Source organism: Sinorhizobium fredii NGR234 (assembly GCF_000018545.1).
Taxonomy (GTDB): domain Bacteria; phylum Pseudomonadota; class Alphaproteobacteria; order Rhizobiales; family Rhizobiaceae; genus Sinorhizobium; species Sinorhizobium fredii_A.
In genome coordinates, this window is record NC_000914.2 from 447,032 (window position 1) to 471,219 (window position 24,188).

General features: G+C 57.0%; 13 protein-coding genes and 4 pseudogenes. 8 read left to right on the plus strand and 9 right to left on the minus strand.

Going from position 1 to position 24,188, the window contains the following annotated elements:
• Positions 1-158 precede the first annotated feature (158 nt).
• A complete protein-coding gene (locus NGR_RS31765; protein WP_010875365.1) occupies positions 159-1,919 on the plus strand; it encodes an ABC transporter ATP-binding protein in 1,761 nt (586 codons plus the stop codon).
• 110 nt (positions 1,920-2,029) lie between these two features.
• Positions 2,030-2,593, plus strand: a complete 564-nt coding sequence (gene rfbC / locus NGR_RS31770; RefSeq protein WP_164924772.1) for a dTDP-4-dehydrorhamnose 3,5-epimerase — start codon at positions 2,030-2,032, stop codon at positions 2,591-2,593.
• Positions 2,594-2,831: 238 nt separating this feature from the next.
• Here the strand turns inward: rfbC and NGR_RS31775 are convergent, their stop codons facing one another.
• Entirely contained in the window at positions 2,832-4,040 is a 1,209-nt protein-coding gene (locus tag NGR_RS31775) for a protein FixF (RefSeq protein ID WP_010875367.1), read from the minus strand.
• Positions 4,041-6,930: 2,890 nt separating this feature from the next.
• On the opposite strand from NGR_RS31775, the gene NGR_RS31780 reads away from it, so the two are divergent.
• Complete coding sequence (locus tag NGR_RS31780) at positions 6,931-7,329, plus strand: AbiV family abortive infection protein (protein WP_240545247.1); 399 nt, start codon at positions 6,931-6,933, stop codon at positions 7,327-7,329.
• A gap of 473 nt (positions 7,330-7,802) precedes the next feature.
• On the opposite strand, the gene NGR_RS31785 is transcribed toward NGR_RS31780, so the two are convergent.
• From NGR_RS31785 to NGR_RS31805, 5 genes and pseudogenes are all read right to left on the minus strand, one after another.
• Positions 7,803-10,511 (minus strand): glycosyltransferase, encoded by a 2,709-nt coding sequence (locus NGR_RS31785; protein ID WP_240545287.1) that lies wholly within the window; start codon positions 10,509-10,511, stop codon positions 7,803-7,805.
• A gap of 17 nt (positions 10,512-10,528) precedes the next feature.
• Positions 10,529-11,389, minus strand: a complete 861-nt coding sequence (gene rfbA, locus NGR_RS31790; protein WP_010875370.1) for a glucose-1-phosphate thymidylyltransferase RfbA — start codon at positions 11,387-11,389, stop codon at positions 10,529-10,531.
• Positions 11,386-12,276, minus strand: a complete 891-nt coding sequence (gene rfbD / locus NGR_RS31795) for a dTDP-4-dehydrorhamnose reductase (protein ID WP_010875371.1) — start codon at positions 12,274-12,276, stop codon at positions 11,386-11,388. Before rfbD ends, rfbA begins: the two co-directional genes overlap by 4 nt.
• A 3-nt stretch (positions 12,277-12,279) precedes the next feature.
• Positions 12,280-13,332, minus strand: a complete 1,053-nt coding sequence (rfbB, locus tag NGR_RS31800; RefSeq protein WP_010875372.1) for a dTDP-glucose 4,6-dehydratase — start codon at positions 13,330-13,332, stop codon at positions 12,280-12,282.
• A 726-nt stretch (positions 13,333-14,058) separates the two neighbouring features.
• A pseudogene (locus NGR_RS31805) lies at positions 14,059-15,340 on the minus strand (ISL3 family transposase); the annotation flags it as partial.
• A gap of 1,205 nt (positions 15,341-16,545) precedes the next feature.
• On the opposite strand from NGR_RS31805, the pseudogene NGR_RS33940 reads away from it, so the two are divergent.
• Positions 16,546-16,665, plus strand: a pseudogene (locus NGR_RS33940) (IS630 family transposase); the annotation flags it as partial.
• Between the two features lie 8 nt (positions 16,666-16,673).
• Here the strand turns inward: NGR_RS33940 and NGR_RS31810 are convergent.
• Positions 16,674-16,872 (minus strand): annotated as a pseudogene (locus tag NGR_RS31810) (IS110 family transposase); the annotation flags it as partial.
• Between the two features lie 140 nt (positions 16,873-17,012).
• Between NGR_RS31810 and NGR_RS33490 the strand changes: the two are divergent.
• From NGR_RS33490 to NGR_RS33500, 3 genes and pseudogenes are all read left to right on the plus strand, one after another.
• Positions 17,013-18,165, plus strand: a pseudogene (locus NGR_RS33490) (site-specific integrase).
• A complete protein-coding gene (locus NGR_RS33495; protein WP_010875375.1) occupies positions 18,162-18,581 on the plus strand; it encodes a hypothetical protein in 420 nt (139 codons plus the stop codon). Before NGR_RS33490 ends, NGR_RS33495 begins: the two are co-directional and overlap by 4 nt.
• A gap of 310 nt (positions 18,582-18,891) precedes the next feature.
• A complete protein-coding gene (locus NGR_RS33500; protein WP_240545248.1) occupies positions 18,892-19,260 on the plus strand; it encodes a tyrosine-type recombinase/integrase in 369 nt (122 codons plus the stop codon).
• 352 nt (positions 19,261-19,612) lie between these two features.
• Here NGR_RS33500 and NGR_RS31835 read toward each other — a convergent pair whose 3' ends face one another.
• A complete protein-coding gene (locus NGR_RS31835) occupies positions 19,613-21,253 on the minus strand; it encodes an E3 ubiquitin--protein ligase (RefSeq protein ID WP_010875377.1) in 1,641 nt (546 codons plus the stop codon).
• Between the two features lie 618 nt (positions 21,254-21,871).
• The gene (locus tag NGR_RS31840; RefSeq protein ID WP_010875378.1) at positions 21,872-23,050 is read right to left on the minus strand and encodes an ROK family transcriptional regulator; all 1,179 of its coding nucleotides are present in this window, start codon (positions 23,048-23,050) and stop codon (positions 21,872-21,874) included.
• Between the two features lie 128 nt (positions 23,051-23,178).
• Here NGR_RS31840 and NGR_RS31845 point away from each other — a divergent pair, with 128 nt between their 5' ends.
• Positions 23,179-24,183, plus strand: coding sequence for an extracellular solute-binding protein (locus NGR_RS31845; protein WP_164924757.1), 1,005 nt, complete (start codon positions 23,179-23,181; stop codon positions 24,181-24,183).
• Positions 24,184-24,188 lie beyond the last annotated feature (5 nt).

Consider the following 24,188-nt stretch of genomic DNA (forward strand, 5'->3'; position numbering starts at 1 on the left):
GAATTGTCCTTAGTAAATGATTGTGTCCACAAGCAGGTTCATGTGTCTTGCAATTTGAACGCCACACGGGTCATTTAGGCTGCCACCGAAGGCCTATGCTGCTTAACAAAATGACTGTCCGCTCCTCTCCAAGACCGGACTGGAAAGGTGATAATTGAATGCTCCAGAAATTCATTTCCAAGTCAAACCAAAGCCTTCTCATGCGGCTTTTAGCTGAAAATTTCAAACACCAGGCACCTTGGTACGGAATTGCAATCGGCTCGATGGTCGTAGTAGCGGTGATGACCTCCGCAAGCGCCTGGATAATGCGTGATGTTGTCAATAGCACAGTCGTCTCAAAAGACATTGAAAAGGTTTTCGGCGTCGCGGTGACAGTCGCGATTATTTTCGCAGTCAAGGGACTTGCGACATACGTGCAGTCAATATTCCTCAGCAAGGCTGGCAACAATATAATCGCACATACGCAGCGCAGGCTTTTTGAGCACGTACTTAGGCAGGGTCTGTCTTTCTATTCGATTTATCCATCTTCAGAACTGTTGGTTCGCCTCACCAACAATGCGCAGGCGGTACGTTCGGTCATTGAGCTCGTCGTAACCTCCTTCATACGGGATCTGTTTTCGTTAATGGGGCTGCTCGCGGTCATGGTGATCCAACAACCGTTACTTTCACTTGTTTCCGCCGCTGTTGGACCTGGTGCTATCCTCGGGGTTCGTGTGCTAACGAGAAAAGTGCGGAAGATCATGGAATTGGAGATTGCTTCAATCGGACAGATAATCCAGAGCGTGCAGGAGACCTCGACGGGAATTCGGATTGTAAAGGCCTTCGCGCTTGAGGATTTCATGAGAAGGCGGATGGACAAGTACATTGGAGATGTCGAACGGCGGGCTAACTCAATCGCAAGGCTGGAAGCTGCATCCAGCCCCATCATGGAGACCCTCTCAGGTTTCGCCATTGCCGGTGTGATCGCACTAAGCGGAGTGTTGGTGCTGCAGCAGGGCAACACGCCCGGCGAACTGATGTCCTTCATCACTGCATTGCTACTGGCCTATGAGCCCGCAAAGCGCCTTGCGCGAATGCGCATCAGTCTTGAATCGGCACTCGTAGGCGTTCGCATGATGTACCAACTGGCAGATCATCCCATTGAACTGACCGAGAAGAATAGTGCAATACCATTGCCTGAGGGCCCTGGTGAAATCCGCTTCAAGGATGTCAACTTCTCCTACAAGAACGGAGAACGACTTTTCCAGAATTTGAACGTCACATTTCCAGCCGGAAAGACAACAGCCTTGGTGGGGCCTTCCGGCGCAGGAAAGTCGTCGATTATCAACTTGATTATGCGCCTTTATGACCCCGACGTAGGCTCGGTAACTGTTGACGGGCACGACCTGAAGGATGTCACGTTCCGTTCCTTGCGCGATCGGATAGGATTTGTTGGCCAGGACACATTTCTGTTTAGTGGCACGATAAAATACAACATCTCTTTGGGCCGCGAGGGTGCGTCCGACGAGGAGATCATTGAGGCGGCCAAGACGGCCAACGCTCACGATTTCATTATGAAAATGCCTCATGGCTACGACACCGAGGTCGGCGAAAACGGCATAAAACTTTCAGGTGGCCAGAAACAGCGCATCACCATCGCCCGCGCGATGCTGCGGAACGCAGAAATCCTGATTTTTGATGAAGCGACAAGCGCACTCGATTCGGAATCCGAAATCCAGATTCGCCAAGCTCTGGCCCGGCTGACAAGGAAGCGGACCACTATCATGATCGCCCATCGCCTCTCGACGGTCACAGCTGCTGACAACATCGTGGTCATGGAAGGCGGTCAGGTCGCCGAACAAGGACCGCAGGGAAGATTGCTTTCACAAGATGGCGTATACCGCCGCCTTTATGAGTTGCAGCTGTTGCCGAGCGCCTAAGTGAGTCTCTGGATCGGAGCCCACAATCGCGCTATGAGTTGAGGTTCGGTTTTTATCCTCAACTCCTTGCCAGAGCACGAGAATTAGTGGGCGGAACTGAGTTGGACGAAATGTATTTTCAAAGCCTGTCGATAGCCGAAGTCAAGTTAATTAGGCCTAGGAAGTTTGGCGATTGCCGCGGCTATTTCAGCGAAGTATTCAGGGAAAAATGGTTCCGCAAAAATGTTGCCGATGTCGGACTTGTTCAGGATAATGAATCACTCTCCGCTCAGATCGGGACGGTAAGGGGCCTTCACTTTCAGCTCGAGCCTTTCGCGCAAGGAAAGCTTGTCCGCTGTACACGCGGCGCGCTGTTCGACGTCGCGGTGGACGTCAGGGTCGGGTCACCAACATACGGGAAATGGGTTTCCGCCGAGCTATCTCAGGAAAATGGCGCGCAGCTTTGGGTTCCTGCGGGCTTCGCGCATGGTTTCATGACGCTTAAGGCGGACACGGTAATCAGCTACAAGGTGACAGCGCCCTATAGCGCTGAACATGATCGCGGACTGAAATGGGACGATCCCGCCATCGGAATCAATTGGCCAAAGATGACCACGTACGTTCTGTCGGAAAAGGACTCCAGTCAGCCATCACTCTGCGAACTTCCGGTCTCGTTTCAATACGTGAAGGTGTAGCTCTCGCCAACTTCAAAACGACCTTCGACGCACTCTCGAAGACCATCGGCAACGTTTGCAATCCCATCAACAGAACGCTGGAACTGCCTCAATCCTCAAGCAAGCCCGAAATGCGTGCAATAAAAAATGGACGACGTGGTCTGATGGTGGAGGAGGCCTCGGGAGCCGAGGCCGCCCACCACCATAAGGTAAAACACTCACAACCTGAAGAGGCGCAGAGAACTCTGCAGAGATGGATTCAATTGTTCAAATTTGCGATGGCACCTCTCACTTCTGAGTCCAGTTCGAAACAATCGAGAATCCGAGAGGCCAGGGCGGTTGGTGGTTCTGTAAAGCTACCCTTAACTAAGTAGTAATTCCACAGGAAGCCGAGAAACTGCCTCCGCAATTCATCGTCGGGAAGCCATCCCCGAAGCGCAAGTGCGGCGTTGAGCCGGCCCATATCATTTCCTCTCAACACAAGATCCTGAATGTTGTAGCAGGAGTCGCCAAGCGTAATAACCTGCTTCCCCAAAAGCAGAGCCTCAATGCCTACCGTCGAATTTATCGTGACAACAGTCCTCGCATTGGAGATAAGTTCGGAGGTGATATTTCCGTTTGCAAATTTCACGCGCGGGTGTGGCGGACGACTGCCGATCACCGATCTCTTGAATCTAGGATGCTCCTTGATGACAAACATCTCCTCAGGATTTTGCTCAGCTGCGTTAACAACGATATCGTAAAAATTGTACATGTCTTTCACCCAAGGCGAATGAAGCGTTACCTGCATATCGGAAGGGACCTGAAACGGTACAAAGACAAAGCCCGGGGCCAGATCGACAGGGGTAAATTTTCTTTTTGATGACCTATTGGTCACAGCTGTTGGTAACCCTCCCTCCGAAAAATCCCTGCCGCTTTTATAAAAAGCGCTACAGCGAGGCACGGAGTTTGCAGCGTTTATTCCTACTGGGTCGATTTGGAGCGTCCCAGGAAAAAACCCATCCTCAACAAAAACGCGCTTAAATCCCTTCGATGCTTCGGCGAGCACGCTTTCTGGATAATTCGACCCGTTAAACACGACAACTATCAGCTGGTCCCAGTCATACTGGGATAAATGTTCTTTCAAATAATCGAGCAAAAGCGCTGCCTGCACGCGTTTTATCCACGAGTAAGCCGCGGAAATTACCTTATTGCCGAACAAACGCGGGAGGCGAATTTTTTTTCGCAGCACATTGCCGGTGGTCAAGAATTCATAGTCCGATCTTTTGTGCAGCACTGACGACGCGCAGGCTTGCAGTGCCTTTGCTGCGCCCTTTTTTAAGGCGTTCTTTCTTACTACAGACCACAGAGACGTTTCCACAACCTCAATATTATTCGTAAGAACCTTGTCGAAATTTTTGATCACTCGGGTATCAAGTTTGAGGAAAGTGATTTCCTGTCCTAATATTGAATTGGCCATTGTATCCATCAATTACTCGATTGATATTGCGTAGCGCGCATGTTTACTTTGCGTTGCGTCGCCAGATGCGGAACTTGCTAACCAGCTTAGATACGGCCCAACATGAACCATAGTCGGGTTTACATTCACATTCGTGAGATGCAATTGAATTGCAAGCCACGTACCCCGCAATGAAAACATCGCGCATCCCTGTGTTTGGCAAGTTCTTTGCAAGATATGCATGCCATGCTGCCTCGATCAGCAGTTCTTGTGATCTTTTATCTCCAGGTGTCACTACTTCACTCTTGATTGTGCAGGCCCTCTCGTGCGGTTAACTGCTTCAAGTAGCTTCAAGCTAAAAGGGGCTCAGGAAAAATCAGCGGGCGCGTGTCTTCTTTTCCCAACCCTGCCGCGCAGAAAGGGGTTGCCGAATCGGATGCAGCAGACCGCCACTTGGGGGAGACTCAGATCCGGCGCGATATTACGACTGGTAAGCTCGCCTGATCGGTACACAACGCCGCGCAACACATTTACTCCAGTTGCAGCATGCCCTGTGCATTTCTCCGCGACAGCCGACCGCTGCGCGCCCACTGCAAGGGGGCCCCGGCATTCCCTCAAACAAAACGGGGCCGTGGCGCGATTTTTGTACCGGCTGTAGAGTCGACGCGGATGATATGTAGACGAAAAAAGTCGCGGCAAATCTTTCATCACAACGCATGGCGCCCCACTGCTTCTTCTGCACAGTATCCACCGGACCTGAGCGCGCGCGCAAAGGACTCCGCTTGGAAGTCTCCTTGTGGCGACGATAGGGCGATATGGATTATCCTGAGAGCGAACATTTCCTCCCCTTTTCAAGTCCGAATTTCTTCTGTGACACCCTGAATCACATTTACATCTCTAGTTTTACGAGACATCGGTGGCGCTGGAAAAATTGAATGTTTGCATGCCACTCATCAGCACTATGGATACGCCAAAACACTCGGGTTTAGAATGAATGGGCGCGAACTTACGGTCTCTCCCCGTGCGGGGCGCTCGCACCCGCAGTTCGCGGCGCGCGCAAATATCCCGAGACCCGTTCAAACGATTGATCGATTTACCCGCAAACAGATCATATCGTGATGGCGGGGGATTCAAGTGCCATGCGGACGGTATCGGGAAGTGAAGCGAAGGTACTTGATCGAAAGCCAGTTAGCTGCACATGGCAATGACGTGCTCTCCGTTCTCGCGCAATATTGGCGTGATGAAGCAGTGGCCGCATGGATGAGACGATCCCAGCCCTTGAGGAGTTTATCAATCTTGCCGAAATTCGGGATCGCCGACGATCGGCTCCGAGCTTGGCTGTGTGGGGTCCGACTTGACGACGCCTTTGTTGCAAACCCAGGGCCGACATGGCGAGTAGTGCGTCAGGCGCTTGCCCCACATCTCCAGCCGTCAGTCATCTTTCGGTCACGCGTGTCGTGCTATATGCTGGCGCCATGCGCGCCCCCTTTGCAGGGCACGGCCTCGACGTCCGTAGTGCAAGTATCACGCTCGACACGATCGGCGGCGCCGGTATGCCGTGCCCTTCGCAACAGAGCGCTAACGCGTCTCGCCCCCGGCGCTGCCAAAAGGCTGTATTAGCCGCGACGACGTGTCCTTAAACGCAAAAAGGCCCCGCGACCCATCGAGGACCGCAGGGCATTCTCGGGGTGCGTTTGCTTCACGAGCGACGTCCTCGTCAGCTTCTCGAAAGCTTATCCTAATAGGACCAGCTCAATTGATTTCATGGCGTGAGGCTAGCGTGGACCCGCACAATGTTGAATCGTTCAATGTAACTGCCGGGCCGCAGATAGAGGTCTCGCAAGAGCATCAACCGGACCGATCCGGGCAAGAGGACTTTGAGCAGCAATTACACGAGGCGCGCCAAGCCGATAACGCGATGCCTGACAGGGGCCACACCGTAGTCCCTCAACGAATGTGTTTGACAGCCAGCAGTCCCCGGACGAGCCGATGGGTGCAGTTGCCACGAGCAGCCTCTTGCCAAGCGAGGAAATCCTCATCAACGATGAGCATGACACAGCTGAGTTGAGAGCAGCGAAGAGGCCGAGGACCCTAAACAATCCGCAAGCCCTTGCCATTGAGCAGCAGCTGAGCGAGGTCGCCAATTCAGGTGAAGGTGGTGGGGCAATGCCAGCCGCCTCGGCGCTGCAACCGGCTCAACCAACTGGGATTGTGGCCCGCGGGGATCCGTGGGAGCGGCCTGTTATTCCGAGGATGCTCACGAACTCTTGGGGCTTGAGGAGGCCTTCATCAAGGCCGGGATGGCAAGAGACTCCGCCTGCACATATGCGAGTCCTCTTCGTAGCTTTAGCCGTTGGCTCTTCGCAAAAAACAAACCAAGCCTTGTTGCTCAGGTCGACAGTAAGTCATTGAGCGGTGACGTGTCCGCGTTCATCGGAAAGGGTAATCCCGGCAAACTCCTTGGGGCAATAGACCATCTCCGGACCTTTCGGTCGGCGGGCGCGCCCATCGTAGGTCCTCGAGCTAAGCTCAGTCCTCAGCTCGAGACTGTGGTCCCCATCAATCCTGAAAGCGCAGTACTGATGGAACCGAGGCTTATCGGCGGCGCCACTGCGCAGCCCAGGCCGTCGCGCGAAGCTAGCAGTCGGTTACAGGAGCTTCGGGAAGGGCAGGAGGATCAATCCGCTCCGTCGGCTTTCGTCCAAGAGCGCGTAGCGTTCGATCCAGAGCAGACTCATCAGTGGGAGCTTCGGCGAGTACTGGATTATCTCGCTCCCAGGCCGCGTTGCGTATCGCCCCCTGCCAACGTTGGCAAATCCACCCGGCCCTCCGGCGGCCGATATTCCGCGCCTGTGGCCGTATCTGTCGACCGCGACGCAAAACCCAGATTGCTCAAACGATCGCCACGCTAATGCGGCGAATGCAAGCGATCCCCGGTACGCCCGGAAGGGGACTGGGCCGTGCTGATCAGCTCGAACAGAAGAAGGTGCTGGCAGCCTTCGGGGGTCACGCGGCCAAGAACAAATCGAATGCGTATATGCTGAAGGGCTCCGAGGCCGAAACAGATGCGAAAGCCCGTGGCGACTGGGAGGCTGCCATGGAGGCGTTCGGGCAGAGCCAGGACGAGTTTCACGAGACGTCGCCCCGAGCCAAGAACGCGTCCTTTACGTGGACTGCGGTCGACGGTGAATTCGCCGCGCCAAGCGAGCGCATCACAAACGAGATGCTGGCCGAGATTACGGAGCGAAACGCCGATTTTCTCGGCCATGCACAAAGCGGGCTGGAGATGCTCAGGCGGTTCGAGAAACGCGCCGGATGAAATGAAGAGCCTGCTCTCGGCTTTCGTCGCATAGGCGGAAAGGCTCCGCGAAGAGAAGCCGGACGACTTGACGGCGGCAATGGAGAGATTGCTGTCAGGCTTCCTTGCAGAGGGAAAGCAGAAGCTGCCGACAAACACTTCTCCCCATATGAGAGGCTGCGACCGCGGCGCAAAAATTAAAGCAGTGCGCGTCGGCGGTTGCGTCGACAATCCCGTCGCAGGCACGCAACGCGGAATCGGTGGAATCTGCGCTTTCGTTCAAACCCAGCTCAGTTAGGTCACGGATTCGCAGTTCAGGATCATTCTTTGCGACTGCATGACTCTCTTGCCCATGTGCCCGATGAGCTCCTCTGGCGTGGTGATAGTCGAACGCGACCCCAAGCGAAGCTGGTTCAGATGCGCGAGCTGCCTGGATGCCCCAACAGTTGCCACGGCAGCGCTACACGCCTGTAAGGGGCCAGCCAATTCGGCCATCACGTCAGTTTCGTGCTGATACACCAACGAGGTGAAGACAATACGAAATCGTTTCTCTCAAGTGCTAGGTTTGGATTGTAAGCCGGATCGGCGAAGTCATGCGTTTTCCATCGCCTTTTCATATAGTCGACCTCTCGCCGGAAGCGCGCCCGTTTTTCCGGGGTGTCTTCGTGGCCCCTGCTGGCGGACTCGTGGTGATAGAGTTCAGCCCATGGCGTCCAGACATTGTTGTAACCTGCCGCGCGCACCTTCAGGCACAAATCAATGTCGCTGAAGGCCACGGTCAGCTCGGACTCGTTCAGCCCCCCAACCGCGTCGAAAATCTCGCGCTTGATCACAAGGCAGGCCGCGGTGACAGCGCTGTAGTTCTGCCGCAATTTAAGTCGACAGAAATAACCGGCGTGCTCACCCGGATAGAGCAAATGTCCATGCCCGGCCACACCTCCCAGACCAATCACCACACCAGCGTGCTGAATACGGCCATCTGGATAGTACAGCTTCGCACCCACGCAACCCACACCCGGACGCTGCGCCAATGCCACCATCTCGGATAGCCAGTCGGGCGCGATCACCTCGACATCGTCATTCACAAGCGCCACGATCTCACCACGACTTTGCGCAACGGCGGCATTGTTCAGCGCGGAATAGTTGAAGGGGCGGGCGTCTCGCAGCACGCGCACACGCCGATCGCTGCCCTCGATTTGACCGAACCACTCCAGGGTATCCGCTTCGACCGAGCCGTTGTCGACAACGATCAGTTCGAAATTGCCATACATAGTCCTACCCAAAATGCTCTCCACCGTCGCGCGCAGCACGTTTAGGTGGTCGCGGGTCGGAATAATAATCGAGACCAGCGGCGTCCCCTCCATCGGCCAAAGCGCGCGATAGCTGAAGGGAATCGGGCCCAGCACAACTGGAATCGATTTGCCCGTGGTACGCGCCAGATGCTCTTCCAGCGCGCGGCGTCCCGCTTCGTTGGCGTAGGGTTTCGCCCTATTCGAAGCCGCCGCGCTGCCAGGAGTTGCACGCCACGAATATAGCACCTTGGCAATGTGATGGATCTGGCGATCTTGGACACGCTCGATGCAGCGCAGAAGCATGTCGTAATCCTGCGCGCCCTCAAAGCCCTCGCGGAACGCCCCCACCTCGCGCACAAGCGCCGCATCAAAAACCCCCAGATGCGAGATGTAATTGATCCCGTAAAGCAAATCGCGGTTCCAATCAGGCTTGAAATGCGCATCGCAACGAGTACCGCCCTCAACAATCTTATCCTCGTCGGTGTAGATGATCTTGGCATCAGGATGCGCATCGATAACCTGCACCACCAGCACCAGCGCATCCGGGTCCAAAAGATCATCATGATCGAGAAGCGCAATGTAGGCGCCCCTCGCAATCTCGATGGCGCTATTGCTCGCCTGCGACATATGACCATTCGCTTCACGAAAGACCACGCGCACTCGCGGATCTTGTGCGGCGTAGTTGCGCAGAACGCGGCCCACTTCGGGATCGGTCGAGCAATCATCAGCCAGACACAATTCCCAATTGGCATAGCTTTGCGCTCGAACCGACTCAATCATTTCGACCAGCAGGGCCGGATCGGGATTATAAACGGGCACGACTACAGATATCAGCGGTCCGTTCTGCAAGCGCCGCACAAGCTCGCTCAGCCGGCCGGCCAGCGCCTGACGCTGCTTCCCCCAGCCTCGCACCACCGCCTCATAGGTCATGAAGCCTTGGCCGCTCAGTGTCTGCAGATCGTCTCGCATCGGATCGCGCTTGGCCGCCGAACGGCGAAATCGCTCAGCGGTGCGCGACGGCAGCGGCGGGCTAGCCTTCGCAGCTGCACGCAACATGTTGAAAACCAGCTTGCGTTTTAATTGTTTGAGCGGTCGGCGGCGCGCTTCCTGCAGCTTCTGTTGCACCAACACGGTCTCGGCTTTACGCTCCTCGATGGTCGCTTCCGCCAATTCTAACCTTTTTATGACTCCCCGTTGCGTGGCGTCGCGCACATAGCTTTCACCTGCCAAGGCAAAGTACTCGACCGGCCAATTGAGCCGTTCTGTGTCGGTAAGCGTCCGCGCCAATGGCGCGAGCCCCTCCGCAATTTCTTTGCCCCAGAACAGCATTCCCAGCCCATGCTGATAGGGGAAGTTCAACGATGGACGGATGGCTGCGAGTTCCGCCCAGTATTGCCAAACACCGAACCCGTGCTCGCGGACTTCAGTGTCATGGAACAGCACAACTGAGCGGGGCGACAGCTTAGGAATCCAGTTTTCGAAATCCGCTTTTACGTCGTGGTAAAAGTGGCGACCATCAACATGCAGCAGATCAACGGAACTGTCCTCGATGTCGTCCAGCGCCTCGGTGAAGGTCTTGCGCAAAAGCCTGCTGAACCTGACGTATTGCTGATTGTGGGCCATCACGCGATGATAGATCTCTTCGCCGTAAAACCCAGCATGCTCGTCGCCCTGCCATGTATCGACCGCAAAACACTCAGTCGCCAGATCACCCGCGGCCACCGCCTGACAAAAACAAAAGTAGGAAAAGCCGTAATGCGTGCCCAGTTCCACAATTCGCCGCGGCCGCAACGCGTGAACCAGCCACATCCCAAAGGGGCCATGTCGCAGCCACGCACTGTGGGGGTCAAAGAAGTGCGGCTGACTGAGCGGAACGTTCAGAAGATGCATGTCGCTAGCCCTTGTTGCCATCTTGATCACGCGGCGCTTCACGCAAGCCGCCGAAGATAGGCGCCGTAATCTCCCTTTCCGGCCCTCTCCGCAATTCGCGCAAATTCTTCTACTGAGATGAAGCCCATTGCCAGAGCGACTTCCTCCGGGCAGGCAACTTTGAATGCTTGCCGCTTCTCGAGTGTGCGCACAAACTCTGCAGCCTCGAGCAAACTGTCGGGAGTACCAGTATCGAGCCAAGCGTACCCGCGCCCCAAAACAGCAACCTTCAATTTCCCACGCTCTAGATAAATTCTGTTGACGTCGGTGATTTCATATTCGCCACGCGCTGAAGGTTTGAGATTGGCGGCGATGTCAACAACTTCGGAATCGTAGAAATAAAGTCCCGTGACGGCCCAGGTCGATTTCGGTGCCGCAGGCTTCTCCTCGATCGAGAGCGCGTTCATGCCCTCATCGAACTCAACGACGCCATAGCGCTCCGGATCGTTGACATGATAGGCAAAAATTGTGGCTCCTTGCTGGAGGGCGGCCGCTTGCTGCAAAAGTCCCTGCAAGCCGTGGCCGAAATAAATGTTGTCGCCGAGGATCAGGCAAGAGGGTGAACCAGCTACGAAATCGGCACCGATTACATAGGCCTGCGCCAGCCCGTTCGGGCTGGGCTGAACAGCATATCTTAAGGAGATCCCCCATTGCGAACCGTCCCCCAGCAATGCCTGGAAGAGAGGCATGTGGTGCGGCGTGGAGATGATGAGGATTTCGCGGATTCCGGCCAACATTAACGTGGTCAGCGGATAAAAGATCATCGGCTTGTCGTAGACAGGTAAGATTTGCTTTGACATGACAAGCGTCATCGGGTGAAGGCGCGTACCGCTGCCACCTGCTAGAATAATTCCCTTCACGCATCTTTCCCTTCTAAAAGCAGCGCCCAAACCAGCCGGCGCGTGGACTCCTCCCAATTTGGCAGACGGATACCAAAGGTTCGCTCAAGCTTGTCGCAGTGGAGCCTCGAATTTGCTGGGCGGCGAGCCGGTGTGGGATATTCTGCAGCGGATATGTCATGGACTTTGATTTGGCGCCCGGTTATCTCGTCGTAAACGGAAAAGACGTATTTCGCGAAGGCCGCCCAGCTGGCCTCACCCGATCCTGACAGGTGGAATATCCCGCGCAAATCAGCCGATGAGCTCGACAGCATCCGTCTGGCTATCGTCATGACGGCGACGCTGATGTCGTCAGCCGATGTCGGACAGCCGAGCTGATCGGCGACGACATTCAATTCGTCATTCGTATCGGCGAGCCGGAGCATCTTCTTCACGAAGTTTTGGCCGTATCGAGAATAGACCCATGAAGTGCGCAGGATCGTATGATTTGGGTTGGCGGAGGCAACCGCAAATTCACCCTCAAGTTTGGACCTGCCATAAACTGAAATCGGGCCTGTGCGGTCTTCCTCGCAGTAAGGCACCGGCTTCGCACCGTCAAACACGTAATCTGTCGAAAGATGAATAACTGGGACACCGAGCCCGGCGGCTGCCTCGGCCAGTGCCTGCACTCCATCGCGGTTCACAGCGAAGGCTTCGTATGGCTCGCTTTCGGCCTTATCGACGGCGGTATAGGCGGCCAAAGAGACAATTATGTCCGGTGCGGCATCCCTGATGGAGCTTGCGACAGTCGAGCGGCAAGCCAGATCGAAATTCGGCCGCCCCAAAGTAAGTATCTCGACGTCAGGTCGCGCCTGCGCCTTCAAAGCGAGGGCGATTTGTCCGTTTTTGCCGGTCACCGCGAGCCGCATCTGTCACGCTTTCTCCAGGAGACCGAGGCGCTCACCGGAATAAACCTTGTCCCGCAGCGGTTGCCACCACCAGCCATTTTCCAGATACCATTCCACCGTTTTGCGTATGCCGGTATCGAAATTCTCCTGCGCCTTCCAGCCAAGCTCGGTTTCGAGCTTCGTGGCGTCAATGGCGTAGCGTGCGTCGTGACCCGGCCTGTCTTTCACGAAAGTAATTAGGTCACCATAGTGCGAAGCGTTGGGACTAAGCTCATCGAGGAGCAAGCATATGCGGTTGACGACGTCGATATTGCGCAACTCGTTGCGACCTCCGACATTGTATTTCTCACCAGGACGGCCTTCCCTGACGATCAGCCAAAGGGCTCGGGCATGGTCGTCGACATAGAGCCAATCGCGAATGTTGGAACCCGTCCCATAGACGGGCAAAGGCTTCCTATCCAATGCATTGAGAATCATCAGCGGGATCAGTTTCTCGGGGAAGTGGAACGGTCCATAGTTGTTGGAGCAATTCGAAATGACCACGGGAAGCCCATATGTTCGCTGCCATGCGGTTGCAAAATGGTCGCTCGCCGCCTTTGAAGCCGAGTAGGGAGAAGATGGGTCGTACGGTGAAACCTCCTCGAACTGACCGCGGTCTCCAAGTGAGCCATAAACCTCGTCGGTCGACACATGCAGCATCTTAAAGAATGCCTTCCGATTCTGGGACAGATTGCTCCAGTATTGCCGCGCTGTCTCCAGCATTGTGAAAGTTCCGTTCACGTTAGTCTGGACGAAGTCGTCCGCTCCGGTGATCGAGCGATCTACGTGACTTTCCGCCGCCAGATGAATGACGTAATCCGGCTGAAACGTCTCGAAAGCTTCGTTTATCGCCACTCGGTCGCAGATATCGGCGCGAAGGAACCGATAGTTGCGGAGACCTTCGACCGGCTTCAGCGAAGCGAGGTTGCCAGCGTAGGTCAACTTGTCAACGTTCAGGACCTCCGCGTTGATGCTCACGAGATACCGAACCAGCGCTGATCCGATAAAGCCGGCGCCACCAGTCACCAAAATGCGCATGAACTTCTCGCTGTGGTGCGCAGGTGCAGACTCCTCGCCGCGGATAGCGCGTTCGTTCGGGGCGGCGCGCTGTTATTGAGATTCAGGAGCCACCCCGCAGTCGGCCCGGCGCAGATGTCGTTTGCATTCGTATAAAGCAATTCGGCCGCCCTGTATCCGCACGGGGAGATACTCGTCCTTGCCGGGTAGCAGGGTTTACTGGCGTCTGAGGAGTTTCGGCAGTGAAGAGCTGCATGCGAGTTATGTGGCTCGCTGGGGCAGAGCTCCACTTGGTCGGTTAACGCCTCAGGTGACGACTGCCTCCGCGGCACGAGATTTTGCTTGAAGTAATGCATTGCGAAATTTGGATGGAGGCCCATTTCTGAATTCAGGTAGGTTGGTCGGTCTTGGCCTTCCCACTGCTATTCGGCTGAGCTTTCGAAAAGCTGACGAACTCTCCTATTTAGGACATCCATAGGCGACGGGTATACTGCGGCGAGGTAGTTTTCGGGGTGCTTATCTATCGATCCGCTGGATGCTGGCCGGCGGCTGAGCGGAATGGCATTGCCGTCTTGGCCCTTGCCAAAGTGAATGTCTCCCTCGCCGAGCTCCGAAGCGTGCCGCCGATAATTAAGTCGGTCGTCGTAGCGCACATAGCCGGTGCCTGATAAACCGTGATGCACGGCGTAAAAGGACCATCTCCTCAAGGGTGTGGGGCCACTCTGTGTGGTGATGAGTATTGTCGAGCGGCAGCATGTGTGCTCTCAGGAGCTCCGCGCCTGCTCTGCCATCGATTGCACGTTTGATCGTCTTCAGGCGGTCGATCTGGCCTTCTGCCTGGCCGTTGCCCCAGAAATCGCATGGCAAGGCTGCGCATCAGGACAAACTCATGTGATCGCTGCTTCAGGGCGTCCACCTTGCTCGCCTGATTGATCGTCAGCATGCTTCGCGGCCTCATGCAGAGGGCAGCTGCGACCACCGGCGAGATCACGTGGCCAGTCTCCGGATCCCGCATCGGGACAACATCGCGAGCCGGTTGATCGGGTATGATAGGAGCCGGCGACGCACTGTCCTTGCTCGACCTCTCGGCGCGGCGCCAGGCTGCGAGAAGTCGCTCGAGATTCGAGAAACTGCCGATGTAACCGCGCTGTTTGATATCGTGTACAGATGCCGTCCGCAGCGATTGCCATCTTTTATGGGTGATGTCGGCTTCAACACCGACTTCCGTCGGTCGGGTGGCGTCTCGAAAGTCAGCCATTTTGCGATGCTGCGCCGGCCGTAGCCGGTGCGACGTGCGATCGCCGAACAGGACAGACCTTTCTTGCGCAAGGCGTGCACAGTCTCGAACACCACCTGCCGTGATTGTCGATGACCGTGACGCACCCGGCGCCGATGCGTTGCGTCAACGTGAGGATCATCCTGAATCAGATCGACTTGCGCGTTCCCGATGATTTTGTCCGGCAGCAATGCTCGTCCCCTGGCACGGCCGGAAAGGCTCATCTGCTCCTCGATTGCAACCCGCAGATCTGCATAAAGATGGAATCGATCAGCCACCTGACGCGCTTGCGGCGTCGCAATGAGCGAGCGCGGCGCGGCATCCCGCTTCAGCTGCCGCAGGATCGTGTCGTCGCGGACGGCATGCCGAGCCTTCGCATCAAGCGCTCGCCGGGACGGCGCCTGCACTATGACCGAGCAGACCGACAATCTCAGAGACCCTCCTTGTCCGGCGCGCATAAGGGGAAGCAATCGTCGGCAGTCAGTCGGTGAACGTTTGTCGCTGACAGTTCTGATGTGCGCACCGCCAGCGGCTCAACCGAAGCTTCACCGTTACGGTCTTGCCCTGGACCGGCAGATCTTGCAGGCTTCTGGGGTCCAGCCGGCCGATTTCGGGTCCGCCGTCCGCAATCAGGGGGGGGCAAATGCCGAACGCTGGTCCGGCAGCGCAAACAACCCAACTGTCATCATCGGTGAGCGCGACACCCAAAACTTTTGCCCCTGGGCCGGGCGACCATTTCGATTTGGTTTGCATCCCATAGCGGCAGGATGTCTAACGGCGAGTGAACCACACAAAGTGAGGAAGACCCGCTTTAAATGCTAAGCCCAGCTGAAACAGCCGCATTCTCACATTTACGTGCCAAGCGACATTAGCAGCGCAGCCCAGGACCTCCTCCGCAGGCAGGCCTTGGCGCCCGGTTACCTTGACCGCTGTGCCGACACAGGTCTCGCGCCATTAAGCCAACCAGATCGCGATGCGCGTCGAGCCACATCGCTCGCCGAAACAATCGCTAACGTGTTACCGATCTTTGACAGCGGCTCTGCAACTGGAGAGCGTTTTTTCGAGACCCAGACGATCCGCCAAGGCCTGAATTGTACTACTCCTGTCACGGCTTCTCTGACGTTCGGCTCGCAGTGTCTGTGGTTCGAGTCGGATTTTGACTCTCTACCTGGCTTCCGCTCTGAGGGTCCGTTGGAAGCGGAAGGGACGAAGATGAGGAGCAAAAAGATGAACAAAACGCGCCGACGGTGTCATCCTGCTCCGCTGGGCAAAAAAGGTAACATATATCCGCAACGGGGTCCGCCCGCACGTCCGGCGAGGCTACGAGCCATGTGGCGACTGCTGCGGTGCATGCGAGCATCAGCACGGTCCTACGATTCATGAGATATACCTCCGAAAATTCGGGTTAAATTTGCAACATGGGCGGCAGTAAGAGGCGTGCAATAGCGGTGGACCGTGTTTTCGGTTCCGATTGTCTGGCAGGCGCGGCAGACAAGTGCCCTTACCTTCGTGTTCCACCGGCCTAGGCAAAAACCGTGAACGCTGTTCCCCATCGCGCGGTACTTCTTCATCTAAGAATAGCGCATGCGAATCGTCAAAGCGGATCATCTGCACTAGGCGGCAAAACCGAGCAAACCAAAGATCGGCGCGAGGCCGACACCGTCGGCAATCCCAATAGTGCGAAAGACTCCGGGTCCAAGAGGTATGTGACGTTCTTCATCTATCAGCCTTTCTCTATTGTCGTGGTGTCATGCCCCAACGAAAGGTGGCGTAGGCGAGGCACGCGTGGGGAGCTTCGCTATGCACCATGTGGCAAGACTGGGAAAATCCATTTTTTGTATGGGGCCTATTCAAACCATGGAATATGCGAACGAATGCATTCCAACAGATCGGCTTGAGGGCCCCGGTGGTTCCGTTGAGGGCCGGACTTGGAAAAACGAGAGCGGATCATTTCCTATCGGAATCGTTGCGGGATTGCACGGCGCAGAGCCCGCTGGAAGGCCTGGCAAGACCGCTTCGATCCGAAGCGGCTCGTCTTTATCGGCGAGATCAGGCTTGCAATTTTCACCGTGCCGATGCCGGCAATGATCCTCAGTTCGGACAGGTGAGCACGTAGCGCGTTGATTGTCTGAGTTTGCTGACGAACCAGAAGGGCACGTGTCTTCAATACCATCGCCGCCGCCTGCTGTTCGGGGGATTTTCACCGGAACGAAGCGCATCGTCTTGCGCGTCACTGCCTCACTAATCGCCTCAGCGTCGGCTGCATCCGTCTTCCCCCGTTTGACTAATCATCAGGTGACCATAATGCGAAGGAGCGCGGGACCGGCGCAGAAAATGAATACAATTCTGCTGTTTGTCGCCGTCTTTGCTCTGTATTATTTTCCAGCGAACCTCTGCGGTCATTCGACCAGCAGAGGAGCTATTGATGTCGAAATCTGAACGAGAACTAATCACTGAACTCAAAGCCATACTGAGCAGTCACCGATATAGTCCGGTGGTGATCGGAAATTACTGCGCCTATGCACAGGAGTTTCTCGATTATTTAATGCAGCGAGGAATTCTGGTCGCAGATGTGACCGAAGCCGAGGTAGCGCGATATCTGTGACGCACTGCTGCGACTTGTGCAGGATCGGTGGCCACCTGCTCCAAAAGTAACCTGCGCCGCCGACGCACTGCGGTTTGCGATCTGCAACGAATACGAAACCTGGCTTCGCGAGGAGCGTGGTCTTGCTCGGGCGAGCATCGACGCGTTCTTGTGGGAGGCCAGACACTTCCTGGGCTGGCAACTGGAACGATGCGGAGCCGAAGGCCTCATGGAAGTGAGCGTCGGCGACATCGACCGCTATGTGGACATGCTTGCCTCGAAACTGACGCGCAGTTCGCTGAAATGCGCAGCGTAGCGGCTTCACTCGCTGCTGCGTTATCTCCATCGGACAAGGCTCATTGGAACGGACCTGTCGCCGCATGTTCTGGCGCCGCGGCTTTACGCCTATGAAGGCGTGCCTTCCATTTTGGAGCGGGACCAAATCGCAGCGGTTCTGGTAAGTGCGAGCAGGGACAAAACGCCGGCCGGCTTGCGGGACCATGCGATATTACAACTGCTCGCCACCTACGGACTGCGATCAGGAGAAATCCGCAACATGCGGATTGAGGATATCGATTGGCGGACCGAAACCATTCGTGTCCGTCACAGCAAAACGCAAGCCTACACGCTCCTTCCCTTGACGGAGCCGGTTGGCGAAGCAATCCTTGTTTATCTGCGTTCCGGACGGCCCGCGACAGATGCGAGAGAACTCTTCGTTCGCACGCGTGCACCCTATCGCAAGCTCGACAAGCTATACAGCATGGTTCGACGGCGGCTACGTGACGCTGGCGTCAAACCCCGGGGCAAGCGTGGGCCTCATATCTTCCGCCACGCGCGCGCGACCGAACTGTTGCGCGCCGCGGTGCCACAAAAGATCATCGGTGAGTTGTTGGGGCATCGATCGATTGCGTCGACGGCGCCCTACCTCAAGCTTGCGACCGAGGATCTCAGGGCCATCGCTCTTGATTTGCCGGGAACGGAGGTGTCGGCATGACCGCCCGTTGGCCCGATCCCGATCGCGCGTACATTGGCCGCTATGTCGCGAGCCTTGATCTGCGCAGTATCAAAAGCCGGACTTGTTACCGTCAAGTCCTGCATGGCTTCCAGGACGTTGTCGAACGTCACGAGGCACTCGACCAACAGGTGCTACTGGCCTGGTTGCGGCAGTCGTCTGACCGTTGGGCTGCGACGACACTGCTACATCGGACCCGCATTATCGATCGGTTCCTCGACCACTTCTTGGAAGCGGCTGCGATTGATCACAATCCCGTCGAAGATTTGCGTGAGGCATGCCACATCAAACAGTGCATGCCAGTCTGGCGCGCATTGATATCATGTGATCCAGAACAGGCTCTTGCCCAACTGCGTCAGCCCGAACCGTTCGGCAGCGCTGGGCGGGATCATGGCTGAGCATGTCGCGATGATGCGTCGCAGGGGATACAAGTATACGTCGCAACCGGTGTTGTTCTTGCAGTTCGATCGGTTCCTGCAGCTGAACCCGTAACTGGAAACCGAGCCGCTGAGTGTGTGTCAGTGGGCGGCAACGAAGGGCACGCGCAACCATGCGTACGAGCGCGAAAAACTCGAGCGCGCCTTCGCGAAAATCCTACGGCATCGTGACCCGTCGGTCCCTCCGCGCCGGTCGGATCCGAGACCCCGGAAGGAGGTGGCCAGGCAATGGCGAAAGCCCCATATCTACTCACCTGCCGACTTGAGACGGATGCTCGACATTGCGCGATCCTATCCATCGCCGCGAGCTGCACTTCGCCAGGAGAACATGTATACCATGCTGTTGCTGGCTTATTGCGCGGGTCTGCGGCGAGGCGAATTGGCCAGACTTGATCTTGGTGACGTTAACCTCGGCGACGGCACCATCACGGTTCGGCAAACAAAGTTCTTCAAGACCCGGATCCTGCCGCTTCCCGACAGTGTAGTGGTTAGCTTCGGACCTATATCGTTGCACGGCGTCGGGTCGGCGCATAGCAGGCTCCTCACTCCGCCCTGTTCTGGCACGAACAAGGCAGTTCCCGCTCCACGCCAGGAAGGATCACCTGGTTGCTTACAGACGTCATACGTCGTGCCGGGTTGAAAGGCAAAGCCGGCCCACGCGTTCACGATCTGCGCCACTCGATGGTCGTAAACCGTATCCTTGAATGGTACCGACTGGGCAGGGACGGCCGGCGAGTGGGCGGGCGGTCTAATGGCGGGAGTTAGAAAACTACAATGACTCGAGCTTTTCATTTGAAAACGCATTCCGTGACGCCCGCAACACCTGCAATGTCCGTCCCGGCCAGAACGGCTTTGGTGGTTTCCCACGCGCACCAATTCACCGTCGCTGGCGCCGTTGCTACCGGCCTGGCATAACCTGATCTCGGTCGCGCAATAGACGCGGGCGACCGCCGCAGGAACAGCAATTGACAGCCACCGCATGGACGGCCGCTTCACAGCTCAAGACCGCGACCCCGAAGCACCTTCTCCATTGTCTCGCCTTTGATCCTGCGGGCGATGTCGTTGAGGATCTCGGCTCCGAATACCCGTTCGGCATCGGCATCACCCGTCAGGCCGTGCTCGGCGAGCTTTTCGTCCAAGCGGCTTCTGAACTCCTCTCCCATCGCTTCGATGAGCTGCTCCTGCATCGCTGCATGGCTTGCGGGGGCGATGCGCCTCATGACTCTTTCCCAAGGTTGCCAGCGCGTTGCCACATACTCGCCGAATCCCCTCGCCTCAAGTTCCCGCACGGAACTGGCAGCTCTGGCAACGTCCTCCTCGGTAACGTGAGAGACGTTCAAGAAGCGCATGTCTGGGGCGACGTGCCGCAGCTCCAGGGTGTCGCGCAGCTGTGTCTGGTAGGCAAGATAGACCTCGATCTCGTCGATGTCGGCGTCCGGATCGGTACGTCGAAGCGAGTTGACCGTCTCGCGCGCGATCCCGTCCAGTGCCTCCAAACGGAACATGACACGGCCGTGCTGGAGAAGCTGGTGGAGCGACCCGTCATAGACCCCGTCCTCTACATCAGCGATCAGAAGTGCGGTCTGCATTCCATTCCAGGTCAAAGTAATGCGATCCTCACAGCTATCGCTAGCTCCGGAAGCCTGCTCAAAATACTGTGCGCGCAATTGCGGCCTGGCCACTGCCTGCCGCAGACCTATGGCCACCGCCTGCCGGAACGCATCATTGCCATAGTTCACGGTGGTACGGAGCCGGTCGAGGAAATGTGCATAATCCCGGGCACCTTGTTCGTTGGCGAAGCCCCGCCAGGCGGCCACCGTTTCCAAATCCCCCTCGAGCCAATCCGCGACAACCTCGTGAAGGGGCCGTCGTGCAAGTTCCACCGGTCCCATAGGCAAAAAGATCTGCGGTCCTGCGTAACCCGCGGCATGCATGGCTGTCACCAAGTTTGTTTGTACCCCATGCGGCAGCGGATTATTTTCCAAATCAATGCTAGACCATTGGCCTAGCTGCGTCAGCAGGCTTTCGGGCACGCTGGTCAGCTGATTGTTTCTGGCGCCCAGCCATATAAGCTCGGGGGGAATCATCTCGGGCAGGCGGGTTAGCTGGTTGTAGCCAGCACCCAGCCACTCGAGCGCGGCCGGGAGGGGCTCGGGGAGATTGGTCAGCCGGTTGTTTTCGACGTTCAGCCTCTGGAGCCCGGCAGGAAGGTCGGGCAGGCGGGTCAGCCGGTTCTCGCTGGCCTCCAGCTCCAGAAGCGTTCCCGGGAGGGTGTCTGGCAGATCCCCTAGCTGATTGTTGTTGACGTTCAGGCGCCGGAGCCCGGATACGAGGGGGATGGACAAGGGGGTCAGGGATAGGAACGACAGATCCAGCGGCTCATCGACATCGCCCGCCTCCCGCCAGGCCCTCGTTCGACTTACCGCCTCTTGCGGACGACCCTCCCATGGCCGTTCTTCGGCGGTCGGGGCTGCCACGATCTGGCCTTGCGACGAGGAGGCGGCGGACGCCTCCGCCTCCGTAGAGGCTTCGACCCAACGTGCGGCGGCGGCCGGAGACCCTGGTTCTGAACTTTCTGATTCGGGATTCTCGAAAAGGGGGCCCACGGCAAGTCCGGGCCGTTGTACATTCATCGATATTGTCTCCTCGGTAACAATATGAAGGATTGCGCCGAGTGCTTTGAGAAGCAGGAGCTCTCAAAATCGACGGTGATCACCGACCACTGCCGAAGCAGGCAATCATGGAGGGCGGCTGCAAAATCCCGGAAGCGCCGAATCTTCTACAAGGCTTAGCTGTCAATAAACTGACGATTTTCGGAAGGGTCCTGATGCGCCGGTGGAACCCCGATCGAGGTCCCAATTTTTTGGAGTGAAGCATTTTAGAGATGCTACACACAGTTAGACATGCGACAGCCTTCGCCTGTTGGAATGCTGCTCAAAGGTCACTCTACTGCATGTCTCTTTGAATCAACCTCGGCTCAAGGAAAAACATGCAGCAATTCAAAGCGCTACAGCGACCTTTGCGCGTCCGATAAGACGCGCGGCGCTGTAAGGGAATAACCTGCCGGCGCCGATTGGTCTGACGATGAGAATATCCTCAGCTCGGACATGTGAAGCTCCCTGCTCAAGGGGCGGGTCTGCAGTGGTCTCGACATGTCTTGCGCGGGATTTCCTGACGAGTCGGCCTCATGTGCAACAGCTTCCGGCTGCACAGCTTGGGGCTGTGGTAGCGTTGCGTGTTCCGGCACGGAACTATTGGGCGGGAGTCCGAGGAAAAGGTCGTCTACCGTTCAGGTAGGCGCTTCCACCATTGGCGACGGCACCCGTAAAAAATGCTCTGAAGAACGGAACACAGCCGGCACCAACGGCGCCGGCGCGAATGCCAAGTCGAGATACGGAAACCGGAGCGGTCGGCAGACCTCGCGATGGTCCTTCTATCGGCTCAGACAGGATCGTTTCAACAAGCCTTTTATTCAGATCGCCGGGTAACCGCCCACCTACGACAATACGCGCGGGATCGAAAAATGCTGTTGCGACACGGACGGCTTGCCGGAGCTGCGCGCCAGCGCGCGTGATCCATTCGATAACGGTGGAGCGAGCGGCCTGAGGCATCGCGTCCATCTCCTCGAAATCTCGAAGATGGAAACCGGCCGCGTGCAACGTCGCGAGAAGGTCCTGCCCGGACGGCCGCGGCTGATCGTAGGGATAGAGGACACCCGGCAGGCAAGCATTGCCGTGCGCGCCGCCATAAGGTCTGCCGTCGATCACCGCGCCGCCGCCGACGCCATGGCCGATGTGGATGAAGAACAGCGGATCATCCAGCACGTTGTCACCCGCGAACACGTATTCGCCAAGTGCGGCAGCCGTGCCGTCGTTTTCGACATGGCATGGGACGTCGAACGCCTCACGGAACGCTTCGATCGCCTGGCCGTCTTCGAACGCAGGAAAGAAGGGATGGGCTTTCAACAGGTTCGAGGCGGTGCCAAAATTTCCCGGAACGGAAACGCCAATTCCGACAAGGTCGTTCTTCTGGATGGATAAGGCGGCGAGCATGTCATCGACGGCAGCCTGAGCCGCCTCCACCACTTCCATTGGACTTGCCGTATGAACCTCCACGCTTCTCGTTGCCACGATCGAGCCGCTGAGATCGATAATGACGACTTCCATGCGGGTCACCGAAAAGGTGACGCCGGCGGCAAAGAAACGGCGGGCCTGGAGCTGCAGCAACCGGCGTGGCTGGCCTTGCGCTCCGCTTCGATCCGCCTCCTCGGTGATCAGGCCGAGATCCAGCAAACTCGCAACCAGACGCGTCACGGTGGCGCCGGTCATCCCGGACATCTGCGCCAACTCGATGCGAGCCACGCCCCTGTTCTTGAAGATCAACTCGACGAGGCGTCGTTCATTGAGGGAGAGCTCGGGCAAAACAGGCATGGCAAAGTCCGCAAATCGGTCGAAGTTTCAGGAAAGCTATTGCAAGGAAAATTAAATTGCGCAATGTAATTAAACTGACATGGAGCCGGCGTAAGAGGAGCGCGTCGCTCGATAAGGGAGAGAACATCATGAAACTGGCATTTGCATTTGCGACCGCCGCCATCGTCGTGGCCGCGGCCTTTCCAGCGCTGGCCGACACACTGACCGTCTACAGCCCGCAAGGCGGTGAGCGCGGGGCATGGATCGCTGAACAGGCCAAGGCAGCGGGTCATGAGATTAAGCTACTGAACGCAGGGGGCGGCGAACTCTACGATCGCCTGATCGCCGAGGAGAACAACCCGCAAGCCGACGTCGTTCTCGGGATGGTAGACACCTCGATGGCCCTCTTAAAGAAGGAAGGCCTCTTCCAGCCCTATTCGCCGTCCTGGGCCAAGGACCTTCCGGCACAATATAAGGACGCGGAAGGCCTGGTCCACAAGTTCTGGCAGACGCCGATCGTGCTCGCGTACTACCCCGACCGACTGGCCGACCCAGACGCGCCGAAAAGCTGGCTGGATCTGACGAAGGACGATTATGAGGGCAAATATGTCATCGGCTCCACGGCGGCCCAGACGACCCGCATGTATCTTGCCGGCATCCTCGTCCGTTTCCTCGACGCCGATGGTGAGGTATCCGATGAGGGATGGGATTTCCTGGACAGGTTTTATGCTGAGGGCATTATCGCCAACGATGCGGATTCCCAGCTCGAGGCGTTCAAGTCCGGTCGCGCCTCCATCGATCTGAATTGGCTCGGCGGCGCTTTGAAGCGGGCCGATGACCTCGACGCGAAAGTCCAGGTGATCGACACCGACGGCGGCACTCCGGTGATTTCCGAAGGTGTGGCGATCATGGCCGGGACCGATCAACTCGATGAGGCCAAGGCCTTCGTCGACTGGTGGGGATCGGCCGATGTGATGGCCGCATACGCCGCCAAGTTCGGCCAGGTCCCTGTCCTGCCGGAAGCGCTCGCCAAGTCGCCGGCCACCGTTCAGGCGAATGCCAAGCTCGTCAACACCCAGCCGATCGATTGGGATGCAATCGCTCCAAAGCTCGACAGCTGGCTGCAGAAGATCGAGCTTGAAATCCGTCAATGAGCGCG